This is a genomic window from Porphyrobacter sp. MBR-49 (genome assembly GCF_053628655.1).
This window is the reverse complement of record NZ_JBRJGU010000003.1, coordinates 48,736-70,437: the sequence shown is the minus strand read 5'-3', so window position 1 is coordinate 70,437 and position 21,702 is coordinate 48,736. Positions and strand designations below refer to the sequence as shown.

Here is a 21,702-nt window from a genome sequence, read left to right as displayed (position 1 = left end):
GCCAAAGCCAGAACACTCACACCAATATTCCGAACCGCAAACGGCATCGACAACAGCCTTTGGCAAACGCCCACCAAAGCGTGAGCACCTGCGCGCCATTATGGCGTTTATGTGTCATCCATGTGACAAATGCGACCAGTCCGGTTTGCCCAGCTTGGTTCGCAGGCATAACCAAAGGCCGACGAGTCTGACTCGTCGACCTTTGGCATCAGTTCTTTCTTGCCCTGCCTTAGACTGGCCCAGACTGCCCTAGAACCGGTAGCTCACCCGGCCATAGACAAACCGGCCATTGAACCCGAACGGTGAAAAGCTGGAAAACGGCAGGAAGAAATTGTTCGCTGAATTGTTGCGCGGGTTGCCGGTGTCCGGATCAACGCCCACGCCGGTCGGCAGGTTGGTCGGGAATTTGTCAAACAGGTTGTTCGAACCCACCGCAAACTCTAGCCCGTTGACCGCTTCCGCCCGGATTTCGGCATCCACTACCCAGGCCGATTCAATGTTCAGATCGGTAAACTCGCTGCCGCCCGCAGCCAGCACCCGTCCGTAGCGGTTGCCGCGCAGCGTAAACCCGAGCCAGTTTTGCGAATAATCCAGCCCAAGATTCGTCCGGTTACGCGGCTGACCTTGTTCGATCCGCAGCGATTCCTGCCGCCCGAACAGTTCAATCCCCGGCACTTGATTGAGCGCGCCGGGCGTATCATTGCGCGCGGTAATGCGGTTTTGCGTCCAGTTGTAGCCTGCGGTCAGATTGAGCTTGCCCTCATCGCCAACATCCATGCGATAGGTGGCGATCGCATCAATCCCGCGCGTGCGCGTGTCGACCCCGTTGATGAAGAACCGCGCGGCGGAAATCGTGTTGAACCCGGCATCATTCAGGATCTGCGCGATCGCTTGCTGCGTGGGATTGCCGTTGGGGTTGCCGGCAGCGTCACGCGACGCCGTCAGGTTTTCGGTCAGCACGATCCGATCATCGATATTGATCTGAAACCAGTCGACGGTCAGGTTGAACCGCGGGATCGGATTGAACACCGCCCCGACCGACCAGTTGACCGCGGTTTCAGCCTTGAGCGGGGTAGAACCCAGCGCCTGTGCAACCGGGTTGCCAACCGGCAGCGTCACCGCATCCACCAACACACCGTTCACGTTATTGGTAGCCGCAGCGGCGAAGAACTGCTGGGCCACACCCGGCGCGCGGAAACCGGTGGAAACCGCACCGCGCAGCGCCAGCCAATCGGTCGCTTCGAACCGGGTGGCGATCTTGCCGTTCCAGTCGCTGCCGAAATCCGAATAATCTTCATAGCGGCCAGCCAACTGGACGTTCCACTGTTCGATCACGTCGATGTCGAGTTCGGCATAGGCCGAGAAGTTGTTGCGGGCATTGCCGTCCACCACCGACACCCCGCCGATGGTCGGCTGGAAGCCGGGGAACACCTGGCTACCGGGCGCAGCGCCTGCCGTGCTGGAATTGAGCGGGTTATTCTGGTTTATGGTAACGCCGCCAAAGCGGAAGCTGTCAGGTTCACCGGCGCTTAACTGAAAGGTTTCCCGCCGGTATTCGAGCCCCAGGGCCAATGTCGTGCGTTGGAACAAGCCTGCGATGTCGCGGCTGACGTCAAAATTGCTGACCCATTGGGTATATTCGAGGCCACCCGCATCAAATTCAGTCGGGCTGGCCGCGCCGAGCGATGCGTTGAGCGTATTCAGGATCTCGAAATCGACCTCGTTCCGGCCATACTGCGTCGACAGGTCGTAATTCCAGCCGCTGACTTCGCCGCGCACGCCGCCGGTAATCGCCCAGTCGGTCGTCTGCGTATCGATTTCGGGCAGGAACCCGTCAGGGAAAATGGCTGGCACATTGCGCGCATCCGATGGTCTGCGGAAAAATCCGGCAGAATTGCCATCGCGTTCACCATATCCGCCAAAGGCATAGAGGTTGACCTGCTCGTTCAGTTCGATGCCCGCGTTGGCGAACAGCGAGAAATCTTCGGTCTTGGCATCACCAAACCGGTGCGACAGGCGATCAAAATTCTGCTCGCGCGGGTCAAACACCCCGCCGACCACATTGAATTGCGGGCGGCGATCAGCGCCGGTGCGGTTGGTCGCATTGCGGTCACGATATTCCGCCGTCAGGTTGAGAAAGCCATTTTCGCCCAGCGGCAGGCCGAAATTGGACGCCAGCGTCAGCACGCCGCCATCTTCGACGCTCCGGTTGCGCCCGGTATCATTGACCGCCAGCGTGCCGTCCGGTGCCAGGGTGGGCTGACCGTTGCCATCCAACGCCAGCCCGTCAATCTGGTTCACCCCCTCAATCGAGGTGATGTAGCCGCCGTAGGTCGCGCTGAAGGTTGCACCCTCGCTGGCGTTATTCAGCTGGAAATTGATCACACCTGCAATCGCATCCGAGCCATATTGCGCCGCCGCGCCGTCACGCAGCACTTCGACCTGGCGGATCGCGGAGGAGGGGATGAAGTTGATGTCCACCGCCTGCGTGCCGCGCCCGACCGAACCATTGATGTTGAGCAGGGCCGAGGCATGGCGCCGCTTGCCATTGATCAACACCAGCGTCTGATCCGCGCCCAGCCCGCGCAGGGTTGCCGGGCGGATTACATCGGTGCCATCGGTAACCGACGGCTGCGGGAAATTGAGGCTGGGCACCAGATCGCGCAGCAGACGCGTGGTTTCGGTGAAGCCGGAATTGCTGAGCTGTTCAGCAGAAATCACATCGATCGGCACCGCGCTGTCACCCACGGTGCGGTCGGCCCGGCGCGAACCGGTAACGATGATCGCCTGCCCGGCGTCTTGAACGGCGGTGTCGGCATCCTGCGCATAGGCGGGCACTGCAGGCATGACGAGGCTGGCAAGCAGCAGAGCACGAATTCGCATAGAGACCCCTGTTTCAAATTTTTTCTGAGACGCGCCATGAACGCAAAAGTGTCAAAATGGTGCAATAAAAATTCAACACAGCGACAAACGTTTGCATCATGTTACCGAGAGGCCACAGTTTAGAGCAACTTCTGTTCGGATCAGATCAGCCGTTCGCGCGCGGCGGCCGTGGGAACAGCACCGGGGTGGTCTTGCGATAGGCCTGATAGGCCGGATCATCGCCCCAACGTTTTCTGGCGATGCCATCGAGCAGGTTGATCCCGCTCACCTTGGTCAGCAACAGCGCCACAAACAGCGGCGAGATAATCGCAAGGAAGCTCCAGCCCGACAGCAGCGGCAGCGCGATCACCAGAATACCCAGCCACAGCGTGATTTCACCAAAGTAATTGGGATGCTGTGACCATGCCCACAGGCCCGATGTGATGAAGCGACCTTCATTCGCGGGGTCAGCCTTGAACCGGCGTTTCTGTTCATCGGCGATCACTTCGAACGCGAAGCCGATCACCCACAGCAACGCGCCCGCCCAGAAGAAGCCGTCGAGCGGCACAGGATTGGGCGCGGTGATGATGATCAGCGCCGCTGATGCGGTGAAAATCACCCACACCGCCTGCAACGTCCACGCCACCAGAAAGCGCGGGGGGTTGATCTTGATCTTTGCGAACCGTTGATCGGTGCCGCCCGAGGCATGGATGCGCGTAAACAGGAAACTGCCGAGCCGCACCGTCCAGATCGCCACCATCACCGCCACCACCGCCGCGCGGCTATCCAGCGGCCAAGCGGCCAGACACGCCGCCGCGATCACCGTCAGATAAGTGAGCGCGCCGGTCGTGTCGTAAAACCGGTCGCTTTGGAACAGCGCGGCCGGTATGAATGCCAGCCAGTTGACCGCGAATGCCAGGCACGCGCACAAAAACACCGCTGGCACCCCTGAAATCACAATACTAGCGCTACCGGACAGCCATGCAAAAGCGAGGCCGATATTCGCCGCCACAACTGTAATCAGCAGGCTGCGCGGTGCATGGCGGAATGATAAGCCGTCTTTCTCCATGTCTACCCCCCGTCGTTTTTCAGGCCAATGCGATGTGGCGCTTCATATGGTGATCGACATTGCCGAATTCGGAATCGAAGATGGTCAGCCGTTTGAAGTAATGGCCAATCGCATATTCATCCGTCACGCCGTTGCCGCCGTGGATCTGCACCGCATCCTGACCGATCAGCCGCGCCGCCTGCCCAACCCCGACCTTGGCTGCCGAAACCGCGCGCTCGCGCTCGGCGTCGGGCGCGTCAAGCCGCAGCGTCGCAAGATAAGTCAGCGACACTGATTGTTCGTAGGCGGTGTACATATCGACCATGCGGTGCTGGAGCACCTGGAAGCTGCCAATCGCCACCCCGAACTGCTTGCGCTGGCGCGAATATTCGACCGTCATCGCGTGGGCGACCTTCATCGCCCCGCAGGCTTCGGCGCACAGCGCGGCGATGGCTTCATCTGTCACCAGTTCGATCAGCGGCAGGCCTGCGCCCTCTTCCCCGATCAAGGCATCAGCCGGGATCGCCACCTTTTCGAAATAGACTTCCGACGCGCGGCGGCCATCAAAGGTCTCGTAATCGCGGGTAACGATGCCGGGGGCGGATTTATCGACCACGAACACCGACACGCCAGCACGATCGCGCCGTTCGCCGCTGGTGCGCGCGGTCACGATCAGATGGCTCGCCCACGGCGCGCCGATCACCACCGCCTTGTGCCCATTGAGCACATAACCGCTGCCGTCCTTCTTCGCGGTGGTTTCCAGATCGGCATAGTCATAGCGCCCGCGCGGTTCGGCATAGGCAAAGGCGAACACCCGGCTGCCCGCCACGATCCCGCCGATATGTTCGTCCTTTTGTGCAGGCGTGCCCGCGTGCTTCAGAAAGCCGCCCGCGCACACCACGGTGGGCAGGAAGGGTTCAACCACCAACCCCTTGCCGAATTCCTGCATGATGATCATCGAATCAACCGCGCCGCCGCCAAAGCCGCCATCAGCTTCGCTGAACGGCATCCCGAGAATGCCCAGTTCAGCCAATTGCGCCCAGATTTCGGGACGCCAGCCATCATTGCTGGCGACCGCTTTGCGCCGCGTTTCCCAGTCATATTGTTCGCGCACCAGCCGCGACAGCCCATCGCGCACCATTTCCTGTTCTTCGGTGAAATTGAAATCCACGTAAACTCTCCCGTCACTCAGGCGCTTAAAGGCCGAGGATCATTTTGCTGATGATGTTGCGCTGAATTTCGTTCGATCCGCCATAGATCGAGGTCTTGCGCATATTGAAATAGGTCGCGGCGGCGTGCTGCGCGTAATCCGGGCCGACCGGATACTGGTTCGACCCCGCATCGCCCGGCACCTTGGCGATATTTCCGTAAAACGGCGTGCCATAGGTGCCGACCGCTTCCAGTGTCAGTTCGGTCAGGCGCTGCTGGATTTCGGTGCCCTTGATCTTGAGGATTGAACTTTCCGGCCCCGGCCCCTTGCCCGCCTGTTCGCCTGCCAGCGTGCGCAATTCGGTGATTTCCAAAGCGGCCAGATCGATTTCCAGCTGGCTGACCTTGCGGGCGAAATCGAAATCCTTGATCAGCGGCGCGCCGTCCAGCGTTTCAGCCGCAGCAATTTCGCGCAGCTTTTCCACCCCGCGTTTTGACCGGGCGACTCCGGCGATCCCGCTGCGTTCATGCGCGAGCAGGAACTTGGCATAGGTCCAGCCCTTGTTTTCGACGCCCACCAGATTTTCAACCGGCACGCGCACATCGGTCAACCAGGTTTCGTTGACCTCGTAACTGCCGTCCACCAGCTTGATCGGCTTCACTTCGATGCCCGGCGTTTTCATGTCGACCAGGATAAAGCTGATACCTTCCTGTGGCTTGGCAGCAGCGGGATCGGTGCGGCACAGGAAGAAACCCCAGTCGGCGTGCTGCGCCAGCGTGGTCCAGGTCTTCTGCCCGTTGATGACGTAGTGATCGCCGTCCCGCACGGCGGTGGTTTTCAAGCTGGCAAGATCGCTGCCCGCGCCCGGTTCGGAATAGCCCTGACACCACCACACATCGCCGCTGCGGATGCCGGGCAGGTGCTGGGCTTTCTGCGCTTCGTTGCCGAAGGTGTAGATTACCGGGCCAACCATCGAAACGCCGAACGGCAGCGGCATGAAGGTGCTGGCGCGGGCGTTTTCTTCCGACCAGATATAACGCTGGGTCGGGGTCCAGCCGGTGCCACCATATTCGACCGGCCAGGCCGGAACCGACCATCCCTTCGCGCCCAGAATCTTGTGCCAGGCGAGCATGTCTTCAGGCGACATATCTTCGCGCATACCGAAATCGGCCAGATGCGCGGGATAATTGTCAGCGATGAAGCTGCGCACTTCGTCGCGAAACGCCTGCTCTTCCGGGGTGAATTCGAGATTCATGATTTTGGCACTCCTGGATGGGACTGTTGTTACCCTGCCTCTTGTCACGAGAGCGGCTGGACTGAAAGAGGCAATCTGAACGCAATCGTTGCACCAAGACAAAGTGGCAGCTATGTGGCCATTGTCGATCGGATCGATTGTCGGCGTAGTGTGCGGTCAGTAAGTCTGCACGGGCGCGGATGGCTTGATGAGATGGCCTGTTTGATAATTTTTTTTCGCTTGTAACCACGGCGCGCTACGAAGCGAAAAGCGACCGGGGGGCATTTCCACCTTGTCACGAACCTGTGTTTCGCGCCAAACGAGTGCCGCCATTTGTGCAGGAGCAATCCTGCAAGGTTCTGATTCGTCGCTGGTGCACGGCGGATCAGGGTTCAACAATCGCACCGTGATCAATAAGGGGCTTATTCGATGAAGAATGCAAAACTGACCAGCCTGCTCGCCGTCATGGGCGGCCTGACGCTCGCAACCGGCGCCTGCTCGGGCACCTGTGAAGCTGCCAACTGCGCTCCCGCTGCCGAAGCGGCTGCTGATGAAACTGCCAACAGCTGCGCTGCTGACGGTTGCGCCGCTGCTGGTTGCGCCGCTGACGGTTGCGCCGCTGCTGGCTGCGCCGCTGCTGGTTGCGCTGCTGCTGGTTGTGCTGCCGCTGGTTGCGCCGCTGCAGCCGAGTAATCGCTGACAGCTTGATTGGTTCGGGTCTGGCGGAGGCAATAGCTGCCCGTCAGACCCACCATGACGCGCAGGAGCATTGCAGCAATGGATCAGCGGCAAGCAGCCCTGACCGTTATCGAAACGATCACCGCGATGGCCGGTGAAGGCGTTCCGCTGATGCAGCGCGTTTTACCAGAGACCGATGTACGGTTCTGGCAACACTATCCCGACAAAGACGCCCGCGACAAACGCACCCGCTCACGCTGGTATTACCACGTACATGCGCCGGGCGATCGTGATCCGGGCGAACATGGCCATTTCCATCTTTTCCTGCACCGCACCCAGCTGGATGATCCGGCAGCGTTTACCGTGGCGCCAGCTGCGGGCGAAGACGCACCCGCGCACGTCACGCATATTGCCGGGCTGTCGGTCAACCATGTCGGCATTCCGATCAGCTGGTTTGTCACCAATCGCTGGGTCACTGACGAGTTTCTGTACCCGGCGCCGTTCATGGCAGCGCATCTGGCGCGCTACGATGTCGACCAGACGGCTGAAGATACGCTCGTCAATCGGTTATTGACCGCAATGGTCGCGCTTTATCGGGATGAGCTGGTTGACCTGCTGCATGCGCGCGACGCTGCAATGGTGCCGCTGATCGAGGCGCAAGGGCCAGCCGCTTACGAGGCGGACAATGCCGTGTTGGCAATCATCCCGATTGATCTTGACGCCAAGATCGAAAGCCTTGACCTCGAATAGAAGCCGGGGCCGATTACCAGCGCACCAGCGACGGCACAATCGCGCGGCCCACGCCTGCCATCGCCAGCACCACAGCACTGTGCCACACACCGATATGGACGATATCGTTTTCCGCGCAGTGCAGCGAGAAGGCGAAGATGCCGAAACTGCCTGCCGCGATCCCGGCCACCAATCCAGCACGATCAGGCGCGGTCGGCGCGCCCTTGCGCAGCCACCACACCAGCATCGCGAACACCAGCAGCGAGCCAGCCCCGCCGATCATGAAACAATTAATCCCGTGACGAAGGCTGTCCTGCGACAACAAGTCGCCGCCGCCCGCCAGCCCGACAATCAGCCCGGCCGCCGGTAACAGCGCAGCCATCGCCGCCGCCCATGTCCAGCCGCTGTGATCCGTGCCAACGCACGGACGGCTCATCACGATTACCGTCACGCTCGCGGCAATCGCCAGCCCAAGATACAGGCCCGTAGCGATCAGGTGCACCGGATTGACGTGGCCCACCTGAAGATCCGGGCGCATTCCATAGAGGCCGATCAACAGCACCGTCGATATCGCCGCAGCCAGCAGCGCCAGCCCAAACCCGTGGGCAAAGCGCAGCGGCTTTACCGGCTCAAGATTGCCGACCAGATTCGCAATCAGGACATCGGAGTTGTGTGTCATTTATCAGGCTTTCTCGACCATGTGGGCCAGCTTCTTGAGGCCGCGGTGGATGTTTACTTTAATGAGCGATTCGCTTTGTCCGGTGGCTTGTGATGCCTCGGCAATGCTTAATCCTTCGATCTTTACCAATTCGATAGCGCGGGCCTGAGCGTCGGGCAGAATGCCCAGCAACCGATCAATGCTGATCCGCGCGGAAATTGCAGGCTCATCATCATGCCCGGCAAAATCCGTATCCAATTCACATTCATCCGCGCGATACAGGCGGCGCAGGTGATCAACCCAGCGATAGCGCGCAATCGCTGCCAGCCACGGCAAGAACGGGCGCGAGGAATCCCACGTGGCCAACTTGTTGTGCAGCGCCATCAGCGTTTCCTGCACCAGATCATCAAGCTGCGCCGGAGCAATGCGGCGACTGTAATACCTCTGTAGCCAACGCTGGCATTCCGTCAGCAGCGTCGCATAGGCGTGCCGATCGCCTTTTTGCGACATCGCCATCAGGCGTGCCAGCGAGGCTTCGTCAGCTCTCATGCGGGACGAGCCTTAAGCAAGACCGCATCAAGGCTGATCATCCCGCCGCCGCGCACTACCAGAATCAGCGCCAGCGCGGCCCAAAGCGAGTGCACCGCCCACCATTGTTCGGGATAGACGAAGATCTGGATCACCATCGTCATCCCCAGCAGCGCCAAGGCAGAAAAGCGCGTGAACAGACCCAGCACCAACAGGATCGGGAAGACGTGTTCGGAAACCGTCGCCAGCACAGCGGCAAATTCGCTGGGCAGCGGAACACCCGAATAATCATTGGCGAAAAGGTAATAGGTGCCGTCATTGATCGACAGCCAGCTACCCTCTTCAACCTTGGTTCGCGCCGAACGCCAGAAAATGCCCGCCAGCACGATGCGGGTGAGCAGCAGCGTCAGGCCTTCCACCATGGTGCCACTGACAAATGCGACGGCGCGATCATAGGCAGAAAAAATGGCTTTCATGTCGGTCCCCTTAAATTATCGAACAGATACCATCACAATCGGGCGATGGCACCTGCATTGATGAGCGCCACCAGCGCCTGCATGATTGCAGCCACCGCAGCCTCGTTGTTATCCATGCTTTCGCCCGTCTGCATCAGAAGGTTACCGATGGTGACGGGATTTTTTGCCTCGGCCAGCAATTGCGCCATCAACGCGCTCGCCGGGGAAACCAGAACTTGGGCTTGCGGGCGGGCGATGACGATCGCCTCCGCCGCGTCGAGCCCGGCAACCTCCGCGCCGATCACCTGGTGCACCAGCGGATCAAACCGGCTGGCAATGGCCGCCGGATGATGCACGATTGTGTGTTCAAGCAATTCATCGGGCGCAAAGCTGGTCAGCACGTCAAGCGCGAGCGGCTCTGCCTCGGCAGCGTGATAGGCGGTAAGCCACAGCCATTCAAACCGGGCCAGATCGGCGGTGCCTGCGGCTTCGCCTTGATCGATCAGAAACTGTTCAAACCCCGCGCCAATCTGCGTAAGCGGCTGCGCGGTCACTCCCGGCTGAAGGAGGAACAACCGGGAGTGTTCGTTAAACCGATCATGCCCGATATGTTCGCGGGTGCGCGGAAATGTCTCTTCCAGCGCCACCAGCCGGGCATGGGAAATGGTGTTGGCATGAACCTTCATGCCCGCCAGCACCCGTTCGGGCGACCCGGCAAACAGTTCTGCGGGCAGATGCGCCGGACCGTGATCGAGCGCCGCCATCATCGCGCTCTGGCCGCTGTCAAGCCAGCGCATGGAGCTCTCCCCGCACCGATTGGCGGTTGCGCGTTGCCCGCCGGGTGATTGCAGCGGCGATTGCGGCTTCGGCCAGCAGGGCATCAAATTCGGGGATATCCGTATCCCATTCGATCAGCACCGGACGCGCGCCTGCGCGCAGTGCGAACCGTTCGAACAGGTGCCAGGTTTCATCAGTCACCTGCGAACCATGGTCATCGATCAGCAGCGCGCCGTGCACATGATCTTCACGGGCGTGGCCCGCCAGGTGCACTTCGCCGACCAGCGTCGGATCGATCGCATCGACCATCGCATCGGCATCAAGCCCGAGATTGGTGGCCGACACTTCGATATTATTGATATCAAACAGGATACCGCAGCCTGTCCGGGCGCACAGCGCGTGCAGGAAATCAGCCTCGCTCATGTCATCCCGGGCAAAGGCCAGATAGCGCGAGGGGTTTTCGATCAGCATGGTGCGGCCCAAGCGATCCTGCACCCGGGCGACTTGCGCCGCGAAGTGATCGAGCGCCTCGTCGGTGTAAGGCACCGGGAGAAGATCGGGGTAGCGGTTGCTGGCACTGCCGCTCCAGCTGAGGTGATCGGACACCATCGCTGGCGCATAGCGATCGCACAGCGCGGCGAGCTGCTCCAGCTCATCGAGATCCACGCCATCGCGGCTGCCCAGCGACAGGCCGACCGAGTGAAAACTGAGCGGGACGCGTTCGGCAAAGGCGGTCAACCAGCGATGTGGCGGGCCACCTGCACTAAAGTAGTTCTGCGGATGCACCTCAAACCAGCTGAGGACGCTGTCAGTGCAGAAAGTACTGGCCGATACCAGATCAAGCGCTTGCGAGTAATGCTGCGGCTTGAGCCCCACCCCAGTACCTGGGGGGAGAGGACTAGGTGGGGTGATATCGGCCAGCATTGCGGCAACCCGAGGGCGTTAGCCCTGCTGGGGAACCGGAGCTTCATTGCCTTCCTTGGCAACCAGCGACCCGCCCATGGTTTCACAGGCCCCGGCGTCAACCAGCTTCCAGGCATTGCCCTGATAGTTTACCGTCGAAGTGCCAGCACAGCTCGTGCCCGGCCCGGCAGCGCAATCATTTTCGCCCTTGAGCGCCACGCCAAAGCATTTTTCCTGTTCCGCTGCTGCAGTTTTGGTGGCTTCGGCCGCGCCGTCACCTTCAGCGGCAGGAGCGGTGCCGCCCGAGCCACAGGCTGCGAGCAGTGCGGACGATGCCATCACGGCCATCAGGCCACGGGTTTCCAATGCAATATTCATTCGTGTTTCCTTCTAACGAGATCAGCCCTGTTTGGGCACGGGCTTGGTATTACCCTTTTTGGCAGCGAGCGAGCCACCCATTTTTTCGCATTCACCCTTGTCAACCAGCTTCCAGGCATTGCCCTGATAGTCAACGGTCGAGGTGCCAGCACAGCTGGTGCCCGGGCCCGCAGCGCAATCATTCTTGCCCTTAAGCGCGACGCCATAGCATTTTTCCTTGGCGCCCATTTCCTGAGCAACGGCGGGTGAAGCGGTGATCAGCGAAGCTACTGCGAGCGATGCCATCGAGGCAGCTGCCATACCAAATGTCGATTTCATGTTGGGGTTCCTTTCCCATACCAGCATGAGCCTCGTGGGCTCACATGCACTTGTTCGAATGCATGCGTGGATTGGTTACAGGTAAATCGACCAACCGCAGCTGGACACCAATCCTGCGGTAAAACATGGCACTATTGCCGCTCTGGTGCAATGGTAACTTGCCAGCGCGGCAGGGAGGGGAGCGCCCCGCGCCCAATCAACATTGCCAATGCGCATCGGCCACGCCATGTAACCTCCTGCCCAAGACAGACGAACGATGGCGGAGACGCGCTACCCGCCTGTGCCGCGCGGTAAAACAATACGAGGACATTGATGATCTTGAATATTCTGCGCGCAAGCGTCGGGGCTGCGGCGCTTGGCGCGGGTTCGCTTGTGCTTGCCCCGCCCGCATATGCCCAGCAGGCGGGCATCGAAATTGCGGTGGTCGATGCGGGCGGTGCGCCGGTCGCCGATACCGAGGTTGTCATCGAAAACACCGCCATCGGCCTTGCCCGCACAGTTCGCACCGACGCACGCGGGCAGGCGCGGGTCGACGGATTGACCACGGCGGGCGAATACCTCGTCTCGGTTCCCGGTTCGGACAAATATGAAGCCATCGCCGCCCGCCCGGTGGAATTGCGCGCCAATTTCTCGCGCAGCGTGATCCTGCAACTGGCCGACGTCGGCAGCGCAGGCATCACCGTTACCGCATCGCGCGCGATTACCGGGCTCAACACCTCCAACGCCGAAATCTCCGCTTCGCTGGGGCGCGAACAACTGGTGGCCTTGCCGATCGAAGGGCGCGACGTGATCGGCGCACTGATCCGCCTGCCGGGCGTGGTGCCATCAACCGGGTTCTTTGCCGAAGCGCCGTCGATTTCGATCAACGGATCGAACGGGTTGGACACCAATTACCTGATCGACGGGATGGACAATAACGAGAATTTCCTCGGTGGGATCAAGTTTCCCGTGCCATTGGGGTTCACCCGCGAAGTGACCGTGCTGGCCAACAGCTATTCCGCCGCCTTCGGGCGCACGGCCAACGGGATTGTCAATTACACCACGCCTTCGGGCAGCAACGACTATACTGGCGAAGTCTATGCGCTGGTGCGCCCCGGCCGCCCGCTCGATTCGCGATCCCCGTTCCCGCGCCGCGACCTTTCGGGCAATGCCGTGGGCGAAAGCTTTGAACGCTATCAGACCGGGTTCGCCGTCGGCGGGCCGCTGCAACGCGACCGCACGTTCTTTTACGCCAATTACGAATATACCCGTGATCGCAACACCCAGGTGGTCGATGCGCCCGCGCTGGGGATTGTCGATACTGTCACCGGCAATAATGAATTTCATCTCGGCTCGCTGCGGCTCGACCACCGGCTGACCGAGGATTGGACGCTGGGTTTTCGTGCCAATGTCGGGCGGGTGACGATTGACCGGCCCGGCGGCGGGCTGGGCGGCGGCAACGCCACCTTCCCCTCGGCTGGATCAAAGCAGGATCGGTTTTCGACCTTGCTGGCCGCCACCGCCAGCTATTCCGGGCTGGAATGGAGCTATGACGGGGCTCTGCAATATAGCCGCTTTCGCTGGGATTTCGGTGAGCCGATCGGCGAACCGGGGCCGCAGGTGACGCTGCGCGATCCATCGGGGCTGGTGGCGGGCGTGGTTGGCCATCCGGGCTTTGTGTTCGATGATCTGGAGGAAACCTGGCAGACCACCCACAAACTGCAACGCGATTTCGGCGCGCACCGGCTGAGCATCGGCGCGGACCTGATCCATTCCGATTTTTCGCTGCTGGGCGGCGGCAATCCCGAGGGCAATTTCACCGTCGATCTGACCGCCGATCAACTCGCCAGCCTGACCGCGCCCGGGCTGGGGCTGACCGCGCAGGATGTGCTCGCGCTCAACCCGGTGGTTGCCAATTTCGCGGTTGAATTGCGCCCGCAAAGTTTCGGTACCAGCCAGAGCCTGATCGCCTTTTACCTTGAAGACCAGTGGCAGCTCACCCCCAATGTCACGGCGACGCTGGGCCTGCGGTGGGATTACGACACCCTGACCGCGCGCGGCGGCGGGGGCGGCGATTATGACAACATCGCCCCGCGCTTTGCGCTCAACTGGCAGCCCGATGCGCGATCATCGGTGCGGTTTGGCGCGGGGATTTTCACCGGCAAGCTATCCTACGCGGTGATTTCCGACGCCCTGCAACGCAACACCACCTCAGCCGGGTTCCTGACCCAGCTCAGCCAATTGCAAGCGGCAGGCGTGATCCCTGCCGGGGCCGATCTGAGTGAGATTACCTTTGACGGCAACCTTGCCGTATCGCCGCCCTGTGCGACCGTGTCCGAATGCCCCACCCCGGCTGAGGTGCAGGACTTGCGCGACACCGCGATCATCAATGAGGCGCGGGTGCTCAACCCCGATGGCTTTGACAATCCATGGAGCCTGCAATTGAGCGGCGGTTATCAGTATCAGGCCGCCGATAATCTGACGCTATCAATTGATGGGCTGTATAGCCGCTCGCACAATCTGGTGCGGCTGCGCGATCTGAATGCGCCCGCATCCTTCACGCCCAACATCGCCAATCTGACCGAAGCGAACATTGCGCTGTTGCGCAGCCAGCCCGATAATGCCGCCCGGTTTGCGCTCGCCCAAAACCTGGGGCTGGTGCGTTCGCAAGCTGATGCCGATGCGTCGCGCCCGGTCGGCCTGTTGCCCGGCGGCGCGCGCCAGATCACCACCTCCGAAACCGAAGGCAAGGCCGAATATCTCGCGCTGATCCTGCAGGCGAACAAGGCGCGCGGCGATGATGATTATGGCTTTCAGATCAACTACACGCTGTCGCGGCTGCGCAATGATACCGACGACATCAATTTCCGCAGCCCCAATGCCAATGATTTCAGCACCGAATGGGGGCCATCAGCCAATGATCGCCGCCATGTCATTTCGGCGGTGGGATATGTGTATCCGGTTGACGGGTTGACGGTGACGCTGGCGGGGCTGTTTCAATCGGGCCAACCGGTCAATCTGGTGCCCGATGCGCTGATCTTCGGCACGCAGGATCTCAACGGCGACGGGGCGAGCTTTGGCGAGAACTTCGTCGGCAATTCCGACCGTTTCCCCGGTGCCAGCCGCAATAGCGAACGCCTGCCGTGGTCAGCCACGGTCGATCTGGGCCTGCGTTATGCCCTGCCGGTGCTGGGCCGACGGATCGAGGTGAGCGCGGATGTGTTCAACCTGCTGAACACCAACAACGAAAGCGGTTTTGCCAACGCCGCGACCACCTCCAACCAGGTGCAGTTCGGCGGCGGCGCGCCATTTGTTCAACGCAATGCCGGCCCGCCGCGCCAGTTCCAGTTCGGGCTGGCGATAAAATTCTGAGGCTAAGGCAGCTCTAACGCTTCAGTTCCGCAAGCGCCGTGATCAGGCTGGCGGCCAGGTCGCCAGCCGCCCGTCGTGCGGCGGAACGATCAGCGGTGTCGGCAACCTCGTAAGTGTAAGCGGGGATGTCATAGGTGGCATAAAACCAGTTCTTGGCGGTGCCACTGTCGGGGTTGGCGTTGCGCGGTTCGACTGTGAAGGGATAGCCTACAAAATCATCCTCCCGTCCGGCAAGCCATGCCGCCAGAAACCGCTGCTGCACCGCGCTTGCCTCATCGCCTTGCACGTAAAACAGATTGCGGGTAGTCGAATGGAAATCGATCATCAACACTGGCCGGACGTGGGCCGGTAACGCATCCAGCCATGCTTTCACCGCGCGGGTTTCCGGCTGGGCGAAAGCGCCCCAGTCGCGGTTGAGATCGGTCGCACCGCGATTGGCACGCCAATGCCCGCGCGCGGTGCCATCGGGGTTGATCAGCGGCACGATCAGAAATTGCGTGTCAGCGCCCAGCCCCGGATCGCGCCCGGCGATCGCCACCAGTTCATCGACGAATGCCTGCATGGCAATCGCCCCGGTCACTTCGGGCGGATGCTGACGGCCGATCAGCACCACCAGCCGCGGTGCATCGTGGCGGCCTAAGCGCAAAGCCTCGACCGGGCGGCCATCGTGAGACTGGCCAAGGGTGAATACCGGTGCGCCGGTCGCCGCGCTCCAGCGCCGCAGATCGGCTGCGTGATTGTCCTGCACGATCACTTCCTGCGCTGCGATCATGCCCGTCCCGCCCGGCACACGCAGGCGCGCCGCCGCGCCGTCATCGGCGACATCGGCCACCAATTCGCGCCAGCCACCACCGCCGTTCCATTTCGGCGCGTAGCGGTGTTTCCCACCCAGATAGCGCAAGGTTATCGTGACCGGTGCATCGCCCGTGCTTTCATAACGAAATGCATACCACGGGCTCGGATTGATCGGCGGAGCGTGTTCGGGTGACACCAGCACCGCAAATTCGCGCTCACCCAAAATCGCGCAGGCAGAGGCTGACGCGCCATCGAAATCGAACGCGATCGTCGCTGATGCGGTGCGACATTCGTTAGCGGGGACGATTGGATCGACGGAAGTTGCCGGGGGCTGCGCCTGCGCGCCCACCCCCAGCATCACTGCCATTGCGACCAACAAATATCGCACCGACATCTCCATCGACGTTCCGATCAGAACGTCTTGCGCACTTGCACCGCGAATTGTCGCCCGCGTGGGCTGTGCAGCTCGCTGAAGAAGCCAAAGGTTTCGTCAGCCAGCGGCGGATCCTCATCGAACAGGTTGTTGATCGCAAACCGCAACCGCGTGCCATCAAGCGCGGTGTCATTGTTGATGGTGTAAGCGATCGAAAAGTTCATTGTGAAGAACGAATCCACCCGGAAGAAATTGGCATTGGGGTCGTCACTCACGATCAACTCGTCACGGATGACACTGGTATCCCACACCTTACCGACATATCGGCCGAACAGGCCAATATCGAGAGGCCCATTGTCCCAGTTGATCGAGCTGCTGAAGCGCCATTTTGGCCGACCATCAATTTCGAGCAGTTGGCCCAGCCCCTCAACCGCAACATCAAGCGGCAGCACTCCGCTATCAATCGCATCAAGGATTTCCTGTCCATCCGCCCCGGCATTCTGGACAATGCTTTCCAGCCGCGCAGCGTTGAAGCGCAGCCGGAACTTGCCCACGCCAAAGTCCGGCACATTGTAGGACATCCCGAAATCCCAACCCTTGGAAATGCGGCTGTCGAGATTGAAGAAGGGGTCCAGCACCTGAATAATCCTGCCAGCCGGCGCAAGGCTGGTGCCGGCGAACAGGTCAAGCTCCTCCTGAGTCGGATCGGCACGGATGACATTCGGGTTGGTGCTACCATTGATCCGCCGCAGCAGATCAAGCGCGATGGCATTATCATCGCCAAGTGTGCCGACCAGCCCAGTCTGTTTGACCCGCCAGTAATCCCCGGTCAGCGTCAGCCCCGGCAGAAACCGGGGTTCCAGCACCACGCCAAAATTTGTGCTGGTGCTGTCTTCAGGTTCCAATTGGTCGCTGCCCGAACGGAAGCTGACCGTGCCCCCACCGGTACATACGCCAAGATTGGCAATCAGCCCCTTTTCAAGCTGCGCCTGGCAAATCACAAAATCGTCGCGCGTGTTGACCCGGGTGGTGCCTGTATCATTCACCTGAACAAGGTTGGGGGCACGAAAGCCCTGCGACCATGCACCGCGAAAGGTGACACCGGGGATGGCGGTCCATGATGCCGCAACACGCGGGACGATGGCGGTCTCTTCGATATCGGTGAAATATTCCATCCGGCCGGCAACTTGCAGGTTGAGCGCCTCAACCAGAGGAATGTTCATGTCCTCGCTAACCAGCGGGACGAACACTTCGGCAAAGGCGGAATAAACCTGCCGCGCACCATTGGTATCAGGCGTGGGGCTGGTGCCGGAAACGTCGCTGCCGTTGAACACACCGGTCACGCTGTCAGTGAAGGTGATCGTGCCATCCAACCGCGGATCGCGGTCATCGAAAAAGGTTTCTCGCCGCCATTCAATCCCCGCCGCAACGCCAAGGTCGCCGCCCGGCAGCTGGAACAGATCATCACGGCTGACCTTGAAATCGGCCAGCGCCAGCGTGGTTCCACCCTTGCGGAACACATTGATGCGGAACGGATCAATCGAAGAAGCCGGGTTGGGGGTGCAATCGCCGATCCCCGGATCGCCGGTAACACAGCCGCCGTTGAAGGGGTTGAAAGCATCCGGCGTGGTAAGATTCATCTGCTGCTGCAACAGCGTGAGCGAAACGCGGTTGCCGGTGATATCGCTCAGCCTGGCGTCGGAATAGACGAAGCCCGTGTCAAAATTCCATGCGCCCAAGTCACCGCGCAGACCGGTCACCAGACGATAGGAGTCCTTGTTTACCGTAATATTGCGATTGCCGACATCCACGAACCGAAGACGTTCCAAGATAACGTCAGCCCCTCCCGCCGCAATCGTGGTTCCGGGCAGTCGGTTGGGATTGGGCGAGCCATCAGCCAACAGAACCGGGCCGAACGGGTTCCAGAATGCATCGCGGGCAATCCCTACCGGCACCGCGCTCAGGATGGCCGATGCATCATTATTGCGCTGGCTTTCTGACCGGAAAAAACTGCCTTCGAAATAGGCTTCGACGTTGTCGGTCAGGTCATAGCTGAGCAGCGCGCTCGCGTTATAGCGGTTTTTGCGGCTGATCAGGGTATCGCCGTCGAGGGTGTTGAAACGCACTGCGGTGACTGGGGTTGTGCCATTGCGGGCACACAGGCCATTGCCAAAATCGAGCCTGCAACCGGGAAAGCTGCTCGGCTGAAGAAAGAAATCATCATCGCCAATCGGCGTGCGGTTGGCTGGTGCCTGAATATCAAACTGACCAAACGGGCCAAAAGTGTTGCGATTGTTAAACGAGGCATCGCCTTCGAAATCCGTGCCGACGACCAGCGGCAACCGGTTATCATCGGCGGAAAAATCGCGTTCGGACGCAGCGATGCCGTTTTCGTGGAAATAGCCGCCATAGACCGTCAGATTGCCGCGCCCGCCGCCGAAATCGAAACCAAAACCACCGTTGATGGTGACGTTGTAAAGGTCGGTTTCATCCGAGCCGCGCCAGTCGGCCTCGATAAAACCGCCCTTGCGCTTGCCGCGCAGAACAGTGTTGACCACACCCGCAACCGCATCCGCACCATAAAGCGCCGAAGCGCCATCGCGCAGCACCTCGATCCGGCGCACGCTGCCCGGTGCGATTTCATTGGCGTCGGGGCTGACCACCGGAACCAGCAATTCGGTCTGGAAACCGGGATGCAGGTTCATCCGGCGACCATTGATCAACAGCAGCGTATTGCCGGTGCCAAGATCGCGCAGGTTGATCGATGCAACATCGCCGCGTGCATTGTTCTGAGTGGTGGCGTTCTGTTCGTTGAACGCTACTGAGCCAGCCTGCGGGATCGCCCTGAAAATCTCGTCGCCCGATACCGCGCCGGTATTTTCGATATCGATTTCGTCCACCACCGTGACCGGCAGCACGTCGTTGATCTTGGCCCCCTGGATCTGCGTGCCGGTAACAATAATCTCACGTTCGGGACGCGGTGCATTCGCGGGCGCCTCAGCCTCTTGCGCGTGGAGGGCGCTGGCGGCAATCATGCTGCCACCGCACATCAGGGCGAGCCTGCTTAAAAGTGTAATCGACATCATTATTCTCCCCGTTTTTCAATGATTTTAAGTGATTCGACCCACTTCGCGAACAGCGCGGGCCATTGGCTGATAACCTGCTCGGGCTTGCCCAGACCCCAGCCATGACCGCCGTCACGGAACAAATGCAGTTCTGCACTTGCTCTGGAGGCAATCAGGGTTTCGAACAACAAAATACTGTGCCCCGGCGGCGTGGTTTTATCGTCGGCCGAAGCGAAGATAATCGTCGGCGGCGCGTCCTTGCTGACGTGCGTATCAAGCGACCATTCGGCCTCGGCCTTGGACGTGGGCTTTTCGCCGATGATCTCGCGCCGGGTGCGGGTGGTGTCATACGGCTTGCGCAGCGTCACCACCGGGAACAGCAGCACCGCGAAATCGGGCCGCGCGGACACCCGCTCGTAAGCATCCGCCCCGGCATACAGCGCACGTTCGGGCTGATACGCGGTGAAACCAGCCAGATGCCCGCCAGCAGAAAAGCCCATGATCCCGATGCGGTCAGGCTTGATGCCGAATTCGCCCGCGCGGGTGCGGATGATCTTCATCGCCCGCTGCGCGTCCATAAACGGCGCAGGCGCGTCCCACCCATCATTGGGCAAGCGGTAGATGAGTTCGAACACGGTAAAGCCCTGCGCCTGCAACCATTCGGCCGCAGGGGTGCTTTCCTTCCACAACTGGATGCGAAAATAGCCGCCCCCGCCTGCCACCAGCACCGCCGCGCCATTGGGCACCGCTGGGCGAAAGACCCGCATTCGCGGCGTGGCGATATTGGAGACCGCGCCATAACCTGCGCCCGCCTCCCCCAGTTTTTCCGGCCCGGTGACCGCGCCATTGCCCGGCGGTGTGCCCGGCCACAGCAGGATCTCCTCAGGCGCGGCAGCCGCAAGCGGAAAAGCCGGGAACGCGGCTGCCAGCAACACCAGCGCCGCGCTTGCGACAATCATCATGCGGCGTGCGAAAATTGGCGCGATCATTGCCGCTCCTCCAGCACTTCGGCGATTTTCTCGCTTACCGGGCCGCTGCGTTCGTGGCGTTCGATGTCCTCCTCCGGGAGCGGCATCGGAGCGCCCGCCATCGCCGCTGCCAGCCGGGTCTTGTCCAACGCGCTTTCCCAGCGCGCCACCACAATCGTCGCCACGGCATTGCCGACAAAATTGGTCAGCGCGCGGCATTCGCTCATAAACCGGTCAATCCCGAGGATCAGCGCCATGCCCGCCACCGGAACGCTCGGCACGACCGAAAGCGTCGCGGCCAGGATCACGAAGCCCGCGCCGGTCACGCCTGCTGCGCCCTTGGAACTGATCATCGCCACCAACACCAGCGTCAGCTGTTCGCCAAGGCTCAGATCGACCCCAACGGCCTGCGCGATGAACAGCGCGGCGAGCGTCATGTAGATGTTGGTGCCATCAAGGTTGAACGAGTAACCGGTGGGCACCACCAACCCGACCACCGCCTTGCGGCATCCGGCTATCTCCATCTTTTCCATCAGGCTCGGCAGCGCGGCTTCGGAGGATGACGTGCCCAGCACCAGCAGCAATTCTTCGCGCAGATAACGGATCAGCGCGAAGATCGAAAAGCCGTTGAACCAACCGACCAGCCCCAGCACTACGATCACGAAAAATAGCGAGGTGAGATAGAAGGTCGCAATCAGCGCGGCGAGATTGGCGAGGCTGCCGATCCCGAATTCGCCGATGGTAAACGCAATCGCACCGAACGCGCCGATCGGGGCCAGCTTCATCAGCATATGCACCAGCCGGAACACCACCGCGTTGAACGAGGCGAGCACGTCCAGCACCAGATCGCTCGCCGGGCGGGTCATGGCCAACGCTACTCCTGCAAGAATAGCGACCAGCAGCACTTGCAGAATCTGCCCTTCGGTCATCGCGCTGAACAGGGTTTCGGGGATGATGTTGAGCAGAAACGCGCTGATCGTGTGGGCTTCGGCGCTTTTGGTATAGGTCGCAACGGCGCCCGCATCGAGCGTGGCGGGATCGATATTCAGCCCTTCGCCCGGCCGCACGACGTTGGCGACGATCAGCCCGATAATCAGCGCCAGCGTGGAAAAGAACAGGAAATAGGCAAAGGCCTTGCCCGCAACGCTGCCGACCGCCTTCATGTCGCTCATCCCGGCAATCCCGGTGGCGACCGTCAGGAAAATCACCGGCGCAATGATCATCTTGACCAGCTTGATGAAGCCATCGCCCAGCGGTTTCAGCGCGGTTCCGAATTCGGGATAGAAATGGCCAATCAGCGCGCCCAGCACGATCGCCGTCAGCACCTGCACGTATAACTGCTGATACAGCGGCTTTCGGCGCGGCGGCACCATTGGTATTTCCGGCATTATCGCTGCGTGCGATACCATTGGTCGCTGATCCTCTGCCCCAT

At 60.9% G+C, this 21,702-nt stretch carries 18 protein-coding genes; 3 read left to right on the top strand and 15 right to left on the bottom strand.

The genetic code is table 11. From position 1 onward, the window contains the following. Positions 1-249: 249 nt before the first annotated feature. The 4 genes from ACSSV3_RS04850 to ACSSV3_RS04835 all read right to left on the bottom strand — a co-directional run bounded on the left by ACSSV3_RS04850 (position 250) and on the right by ACSSV3_RS04835 (position 6,315). On the bottom strand, positions 250-2,883 hold the full coding sequence (locus ACSSV3_RS04850; protein ID WP_354322584.1) for a TonB-dependent receptor plug domain-containing protein: 2,634 nt from the start codon (positions 2,881-2,883) through the stop codon (positions 250-252). A 145-nt stretch (positions 2,884-3,028) separates the two neighbouring features. Next, on the bottom strand, positions 3,029-3,931 hold the full coding sequence (locus ACSSV3_RS04845; RefSeq protein WP_354322583.1) for a DUF1295 domain-containing protein: 903 nt from the start codon (positions 3,929-3,931) through the stop codon (positions 3,029-3,031). A 19-nt stretch (positions 3,932-3,950) separates the two neighbouring features. Continuing rightward, a complete protein-coding gene (locus tag ACSSV3_RS04840; protein WP_354322582.1) occupies positions 3,951-5,081 on the bottom strand; it encodes an acyl-CoA dehydrogenase family protein in 1,131 nt (376 codons plus the stop codon). 25 nt (positions 5,082-5,106) lie between these two features. Beyond that, on the bottom strand, positions 5,107-6,315 hold the full coding sequence (locus ACSSV3_RS04835; RefSeq protein WP_354322581.1) for an acyl-CoA dehydrogenase family protein: 1,209 nt from the start codon (positions 6,313-6,315) through the stop codon (positions 5,107-5,109). A gap of 529 nt (positions 6,316-6,844) precedes the next feature. Here ACSSV3_RS04835 and ACSSV3_RS04830 point away from each other — a divergent pair. Together ACSSV3_RS04830 and ACSSV3_RS04825 are read left to right on the top strand one after the other, a co-directional pair. Beyond that, positions 6,845-6,994, top strand: a complete 150-nt coding sequence (locus tag ACSSV3_RS04830) for a hypothetical protein (protein WP_354322579.1) — start codon at positions 6,845-6,847, stop codon at positions 6,992-6,994. A 77-nt stretch (positions 6,995-7,071) separates the two neighbouring features. Continuing rightward, complete coding sequence (locus ACSSV3_RS04825; protein WP_354322578.1) at positions 7,072-7,722, top strand: DUF6969 family protein; 651 nt, start codon at positions 7,072-7,074, stop codon at positions 7,720-7,722. Between the two features lie 13 nt (positions 7,723-7,735). On the opposite strand, the gene ACSSV3_RS04820 is transcribed toward ACSSV3_RS04825, so the two are convergent. The 7 genes from ACSSV3_RS04820 to ACSSV3_RS04790 all read right to left on the bottom strand — a co-directional run bounded on the left by ACSSV3_RS04820 (position 7,736) and on the right by ACSSV3_RS04790 (position 11,745). After that, entirely contained in the window at positions 7,736-8,380 is a 645-nt protein-coding gene (locus tag ACSSV3_RS04820) for a DUF1109 domain-containing protein (protein WP_354322576.1), read from the bottom strand. Between the two features lie 3 nt (positions 8,381-8,383). After that, positions 8,384-8,908 (bottom strand): sigma-70 family RNA polymerase sigma factor, encoded by a 525-nt coding sequence (locus ACSSV3_RS04815; RefSeq protein ID WP_354322575.1) that lies wholly within the window; start codon positions 8,906-8,908, stop codon positions 8,384-8,386. Next, complete coding sequence (locus ACSSV3_RS04810; protein ID WP_354322574.1) at positions 8,905-9,363, bottom strand: DoxX family protein; 459 nt, start codon at positions 9,361-9,363, stop codon at positions 8,905-8,907. The genes ACSSV3_RS04815 and ACSSV3_RS04810 overlap by 4 nt, the downstream gene beginning before the upstream one ends. A gap of 32 nt (positions 9,364-9,395) precedes the next feature. After that, a complete protein-coding gene (locus ACSSV3_RS04805; protein ID WP_354322573.1) occupies positions 9,396-10,139 on the bottom strand; it encodes an HvfC/BufC family peptide modification chaperone in 744 nt (247 codons plus the stop codon). Then, on the bottom strand, positions 10,126-10,995 hold the full coding sequence (gene bufB / locus ACSSV3_RS04800; protein WP_354322571.1) for an MNIO family bufferin maturase: 870 nt from the start codon (positions 10,993-10,995) through the stop codon (positions 10,126-10,128). The genes ACSSV3_RS04805 and bufB overlap by 14 nt, the downstream gene beginning before the upstream one ends. A gap of 66 nt (positions 10,996-11,061) precedes the next feature. Further along, the gene (locus tag ACSSV3_RS04795) at positions 11,062-11,400 is read right to left on the bottom strand and encodes a BufA1 family periplasmic bufferin-type metallophore (RefSeq protein WP_354322569.1); all 339 of its coding nucleotides are present in this window, start codon (positions 11,398-11,400) and stop codon (positions 11,062-11,064) included. 21 nt (positions 11,401-11,421) lie between these two features. Then, positions 11,422-11,745 carry a BufA1 family periplasmic bufferin-type metallophore gene (locus ACSSV3_RS04790; protein WP_454184757.1) on the bottom strand — a complete coding sequence of 108 codons (324 nt, stop codon included), beginning with the start codon at positions 11,743-11,745 and terminating at the stop codon, positions 11,422-11,424. A 285-nt stretch (positions 11,746-12,030) separates the two neighbouring features. Here ACSSV3_RS04790 and ACSSV3_RS04785 point away from each other — a divergent pair, with 285 nt between their 5' ends. Next, positions 12,031-15,069, top strand: coding sequence for a TonB-dependent receptor (locus tag ACSSV3_RS04785; RefSeq protein WP_354322568.1), 3,039 nt, complete (start codon positions 12,031-12,033; stop codon positions 15,067-15,069). 13 nt (positions 15,070-15,082) lie between these two features. Here ACSSV3_RS04785 and ACSSV3_RS04780 read toward each other — a convergent pair whose 3' ends face one another. Genes ACSSV3_RS04780 through ACSSV3_RS04765 form a run of 4 tightly spaced genes read right to left on the bottom strand, consistent with a single transcriptional unit; the run spans position 15,083 to position 21,679 of the window. Next, entirely contained in the window at positions 15,083-16,252 is a 1,170-nt protein-coding gene (locus tag ACSSV3_RS04780) for a M14 family metallopeptidase (protein ID WP_354322567.1), read from the bottom strand. A 23-nt stretch (positions 16,253-16,275) separates the two neighbouring features. After that, positions 16,276-19,323, bottom strand: coding sequence for a TonB-dependent receptor domain-containing protein (locus ACSSV3_RS04775; protein ID WP_354322565.1), 3,048 nt, complete (start codon positions 19,321-19,323; stop codon positions 16,276-16,278). Next, the gene (locus ACSSV3_RS04770) at positions 19,323-20,291 is read right to left on the bottom strand and encodes an alpha/beta hydrolase (protein ID WP_354322563.1); all 969 of its coding nucleotides are present in this window, start codon (positions 20,289-20,291) and stop codon (positions 19,323-19,325) included. Before ACSSV3_RS04770 ends, ACSSV3_RS04775 begins: the two co-directional genes overlap by 1 nt. Beyond that, positions 20,288-21,679, bottom strand: coding sequence for a dicarboxylate/amino acid:cation symporter (locus tag ACSSV3_RS04765; RefSeq protein ID WP_354322561.1), 1,392 nt, complete (start codon positions 21,677-21,679; stop codon positions 20,288-20,290). Before ACSSV3_RS04765 ends, ACSSV3_RS04770 begins: the two co-directional genes overlap by 4 nt. Positions 21,680-21,702 lie beyond the last annotated feature (23 nt).

Excerpts from the sequence above, each read along its gene's own strand:
- ACSSV3_RS04850 (WP_354322584.1), bottom strand. The coding sequence starts at position 2,883 with ATGCGAATTCGTGCTCTGCTGCTTGCCAGCCTCGTCATGCCTGCAGTG.
- ACSSV3_RS04845 (WP_354322583.1), bottom strand. The coding sequence starts at position 3,931 with ATGGAGAAAGACGGCTTATCATTCCGCCATGCACCGCGCAGCCTGCTG.
- ACSSV3_RS04835 (WP_354322581.1), bottom strand. The coding sequence starts at position 6,315 with ATGAATCTCGAATTCACCCCGGAAGAGCAGGCGTTTCGCGACGAAGTG.
- ACSSV3_RS04830 (WP_354322579.1), top strand. The coding sequence starts at position 6,845 with ATGAAACTGCCAACAGCTGCGCTGCTGACGGTTGCGCCGCTGCTGGTT.
- ACSSV3_RS04825 (WP_354322578.1), top strand. The coding sequence starts at position 7,072 with ATGGATCAGCGGCAAGCAGCCCTGACCGTTATCGAAACGATCACCGCG.
- ACSSV3_RS04820 (WP_354322576.1), bottom strand. The coding sequence starts at position 8,380 with ATGACACACAACTCCGATGTCCTGATTGCGAATCTGGTCGGCAATCTT.
- ACSSV3_RS04815 (WP_354322575.1), bottom strand. The coding sequence starts at position 8,908 with ATGAGAGCTGACGAAGCCTCGCTGGCACGCCTGATGGCGATGTCGCAA.
- ACSSV3_RS04810 (WP_354322574.1), bottom strand. The coding sequence starts at position 9,363 with ATGAAAGCCATTTTTTCTGCCTATGATCGCGCCGTCGCATTTGTCAGT.
- ACSSV3_RS04805 (WP_354322573.1), bottom strand. The coding sequence starts at position 10,139 with ATGCGCTGGCTTGACAGCGGCCAGAGCGCGATGATGGCGGCGCTCGAT.
- ACSSV3_RS04795 (WP_354322569.1), bottom strand. The coding sequence starts at position 11,400 with ATGAATATTGCATTGGAAACCCGTGGCCTGATGGCCGTGATGGCATCG.
- ACSSV3_RS04790 (WP_454184757.1), bottom strand. The coding sequence starts at position 11,745 with ATGCTGGTATGGGAAAGGAACCCCAACATGAAATCGACATTTGGTATG.
- ACSSV3_RS04785 (WP_354322568.1), top strand. The coding sequence starts at position 12,031 with ATGATCTTGAATATTCTGCGCGCAAGCGTCGGGGCTGCGGCGCTTGGC.
- ACSSV3_RS04775 (WP_354322565.1), bottom strand. The coding sequence starts at position 19,323 with ATGATGTCGATTACACTTTTAAGCAGGCTCGCCCTGATGTGCGGTGGC.
- ACSSV3_RS04770 (WP_354322563.1), bottom strand. The coding sequence starts at position 20,291 with ATGATCGCGCCAATTTTCGCACGCCGCATGATGATTGTCGCAAGCGCG.
- ACSSV3_RS04765 (WP_354322561.1), bottom strand. The coding sequence starts at position 21,679 with ATGGTATCGCACGCAGCGATAATGCCGGAAATACCAATGGTGCCGCCG.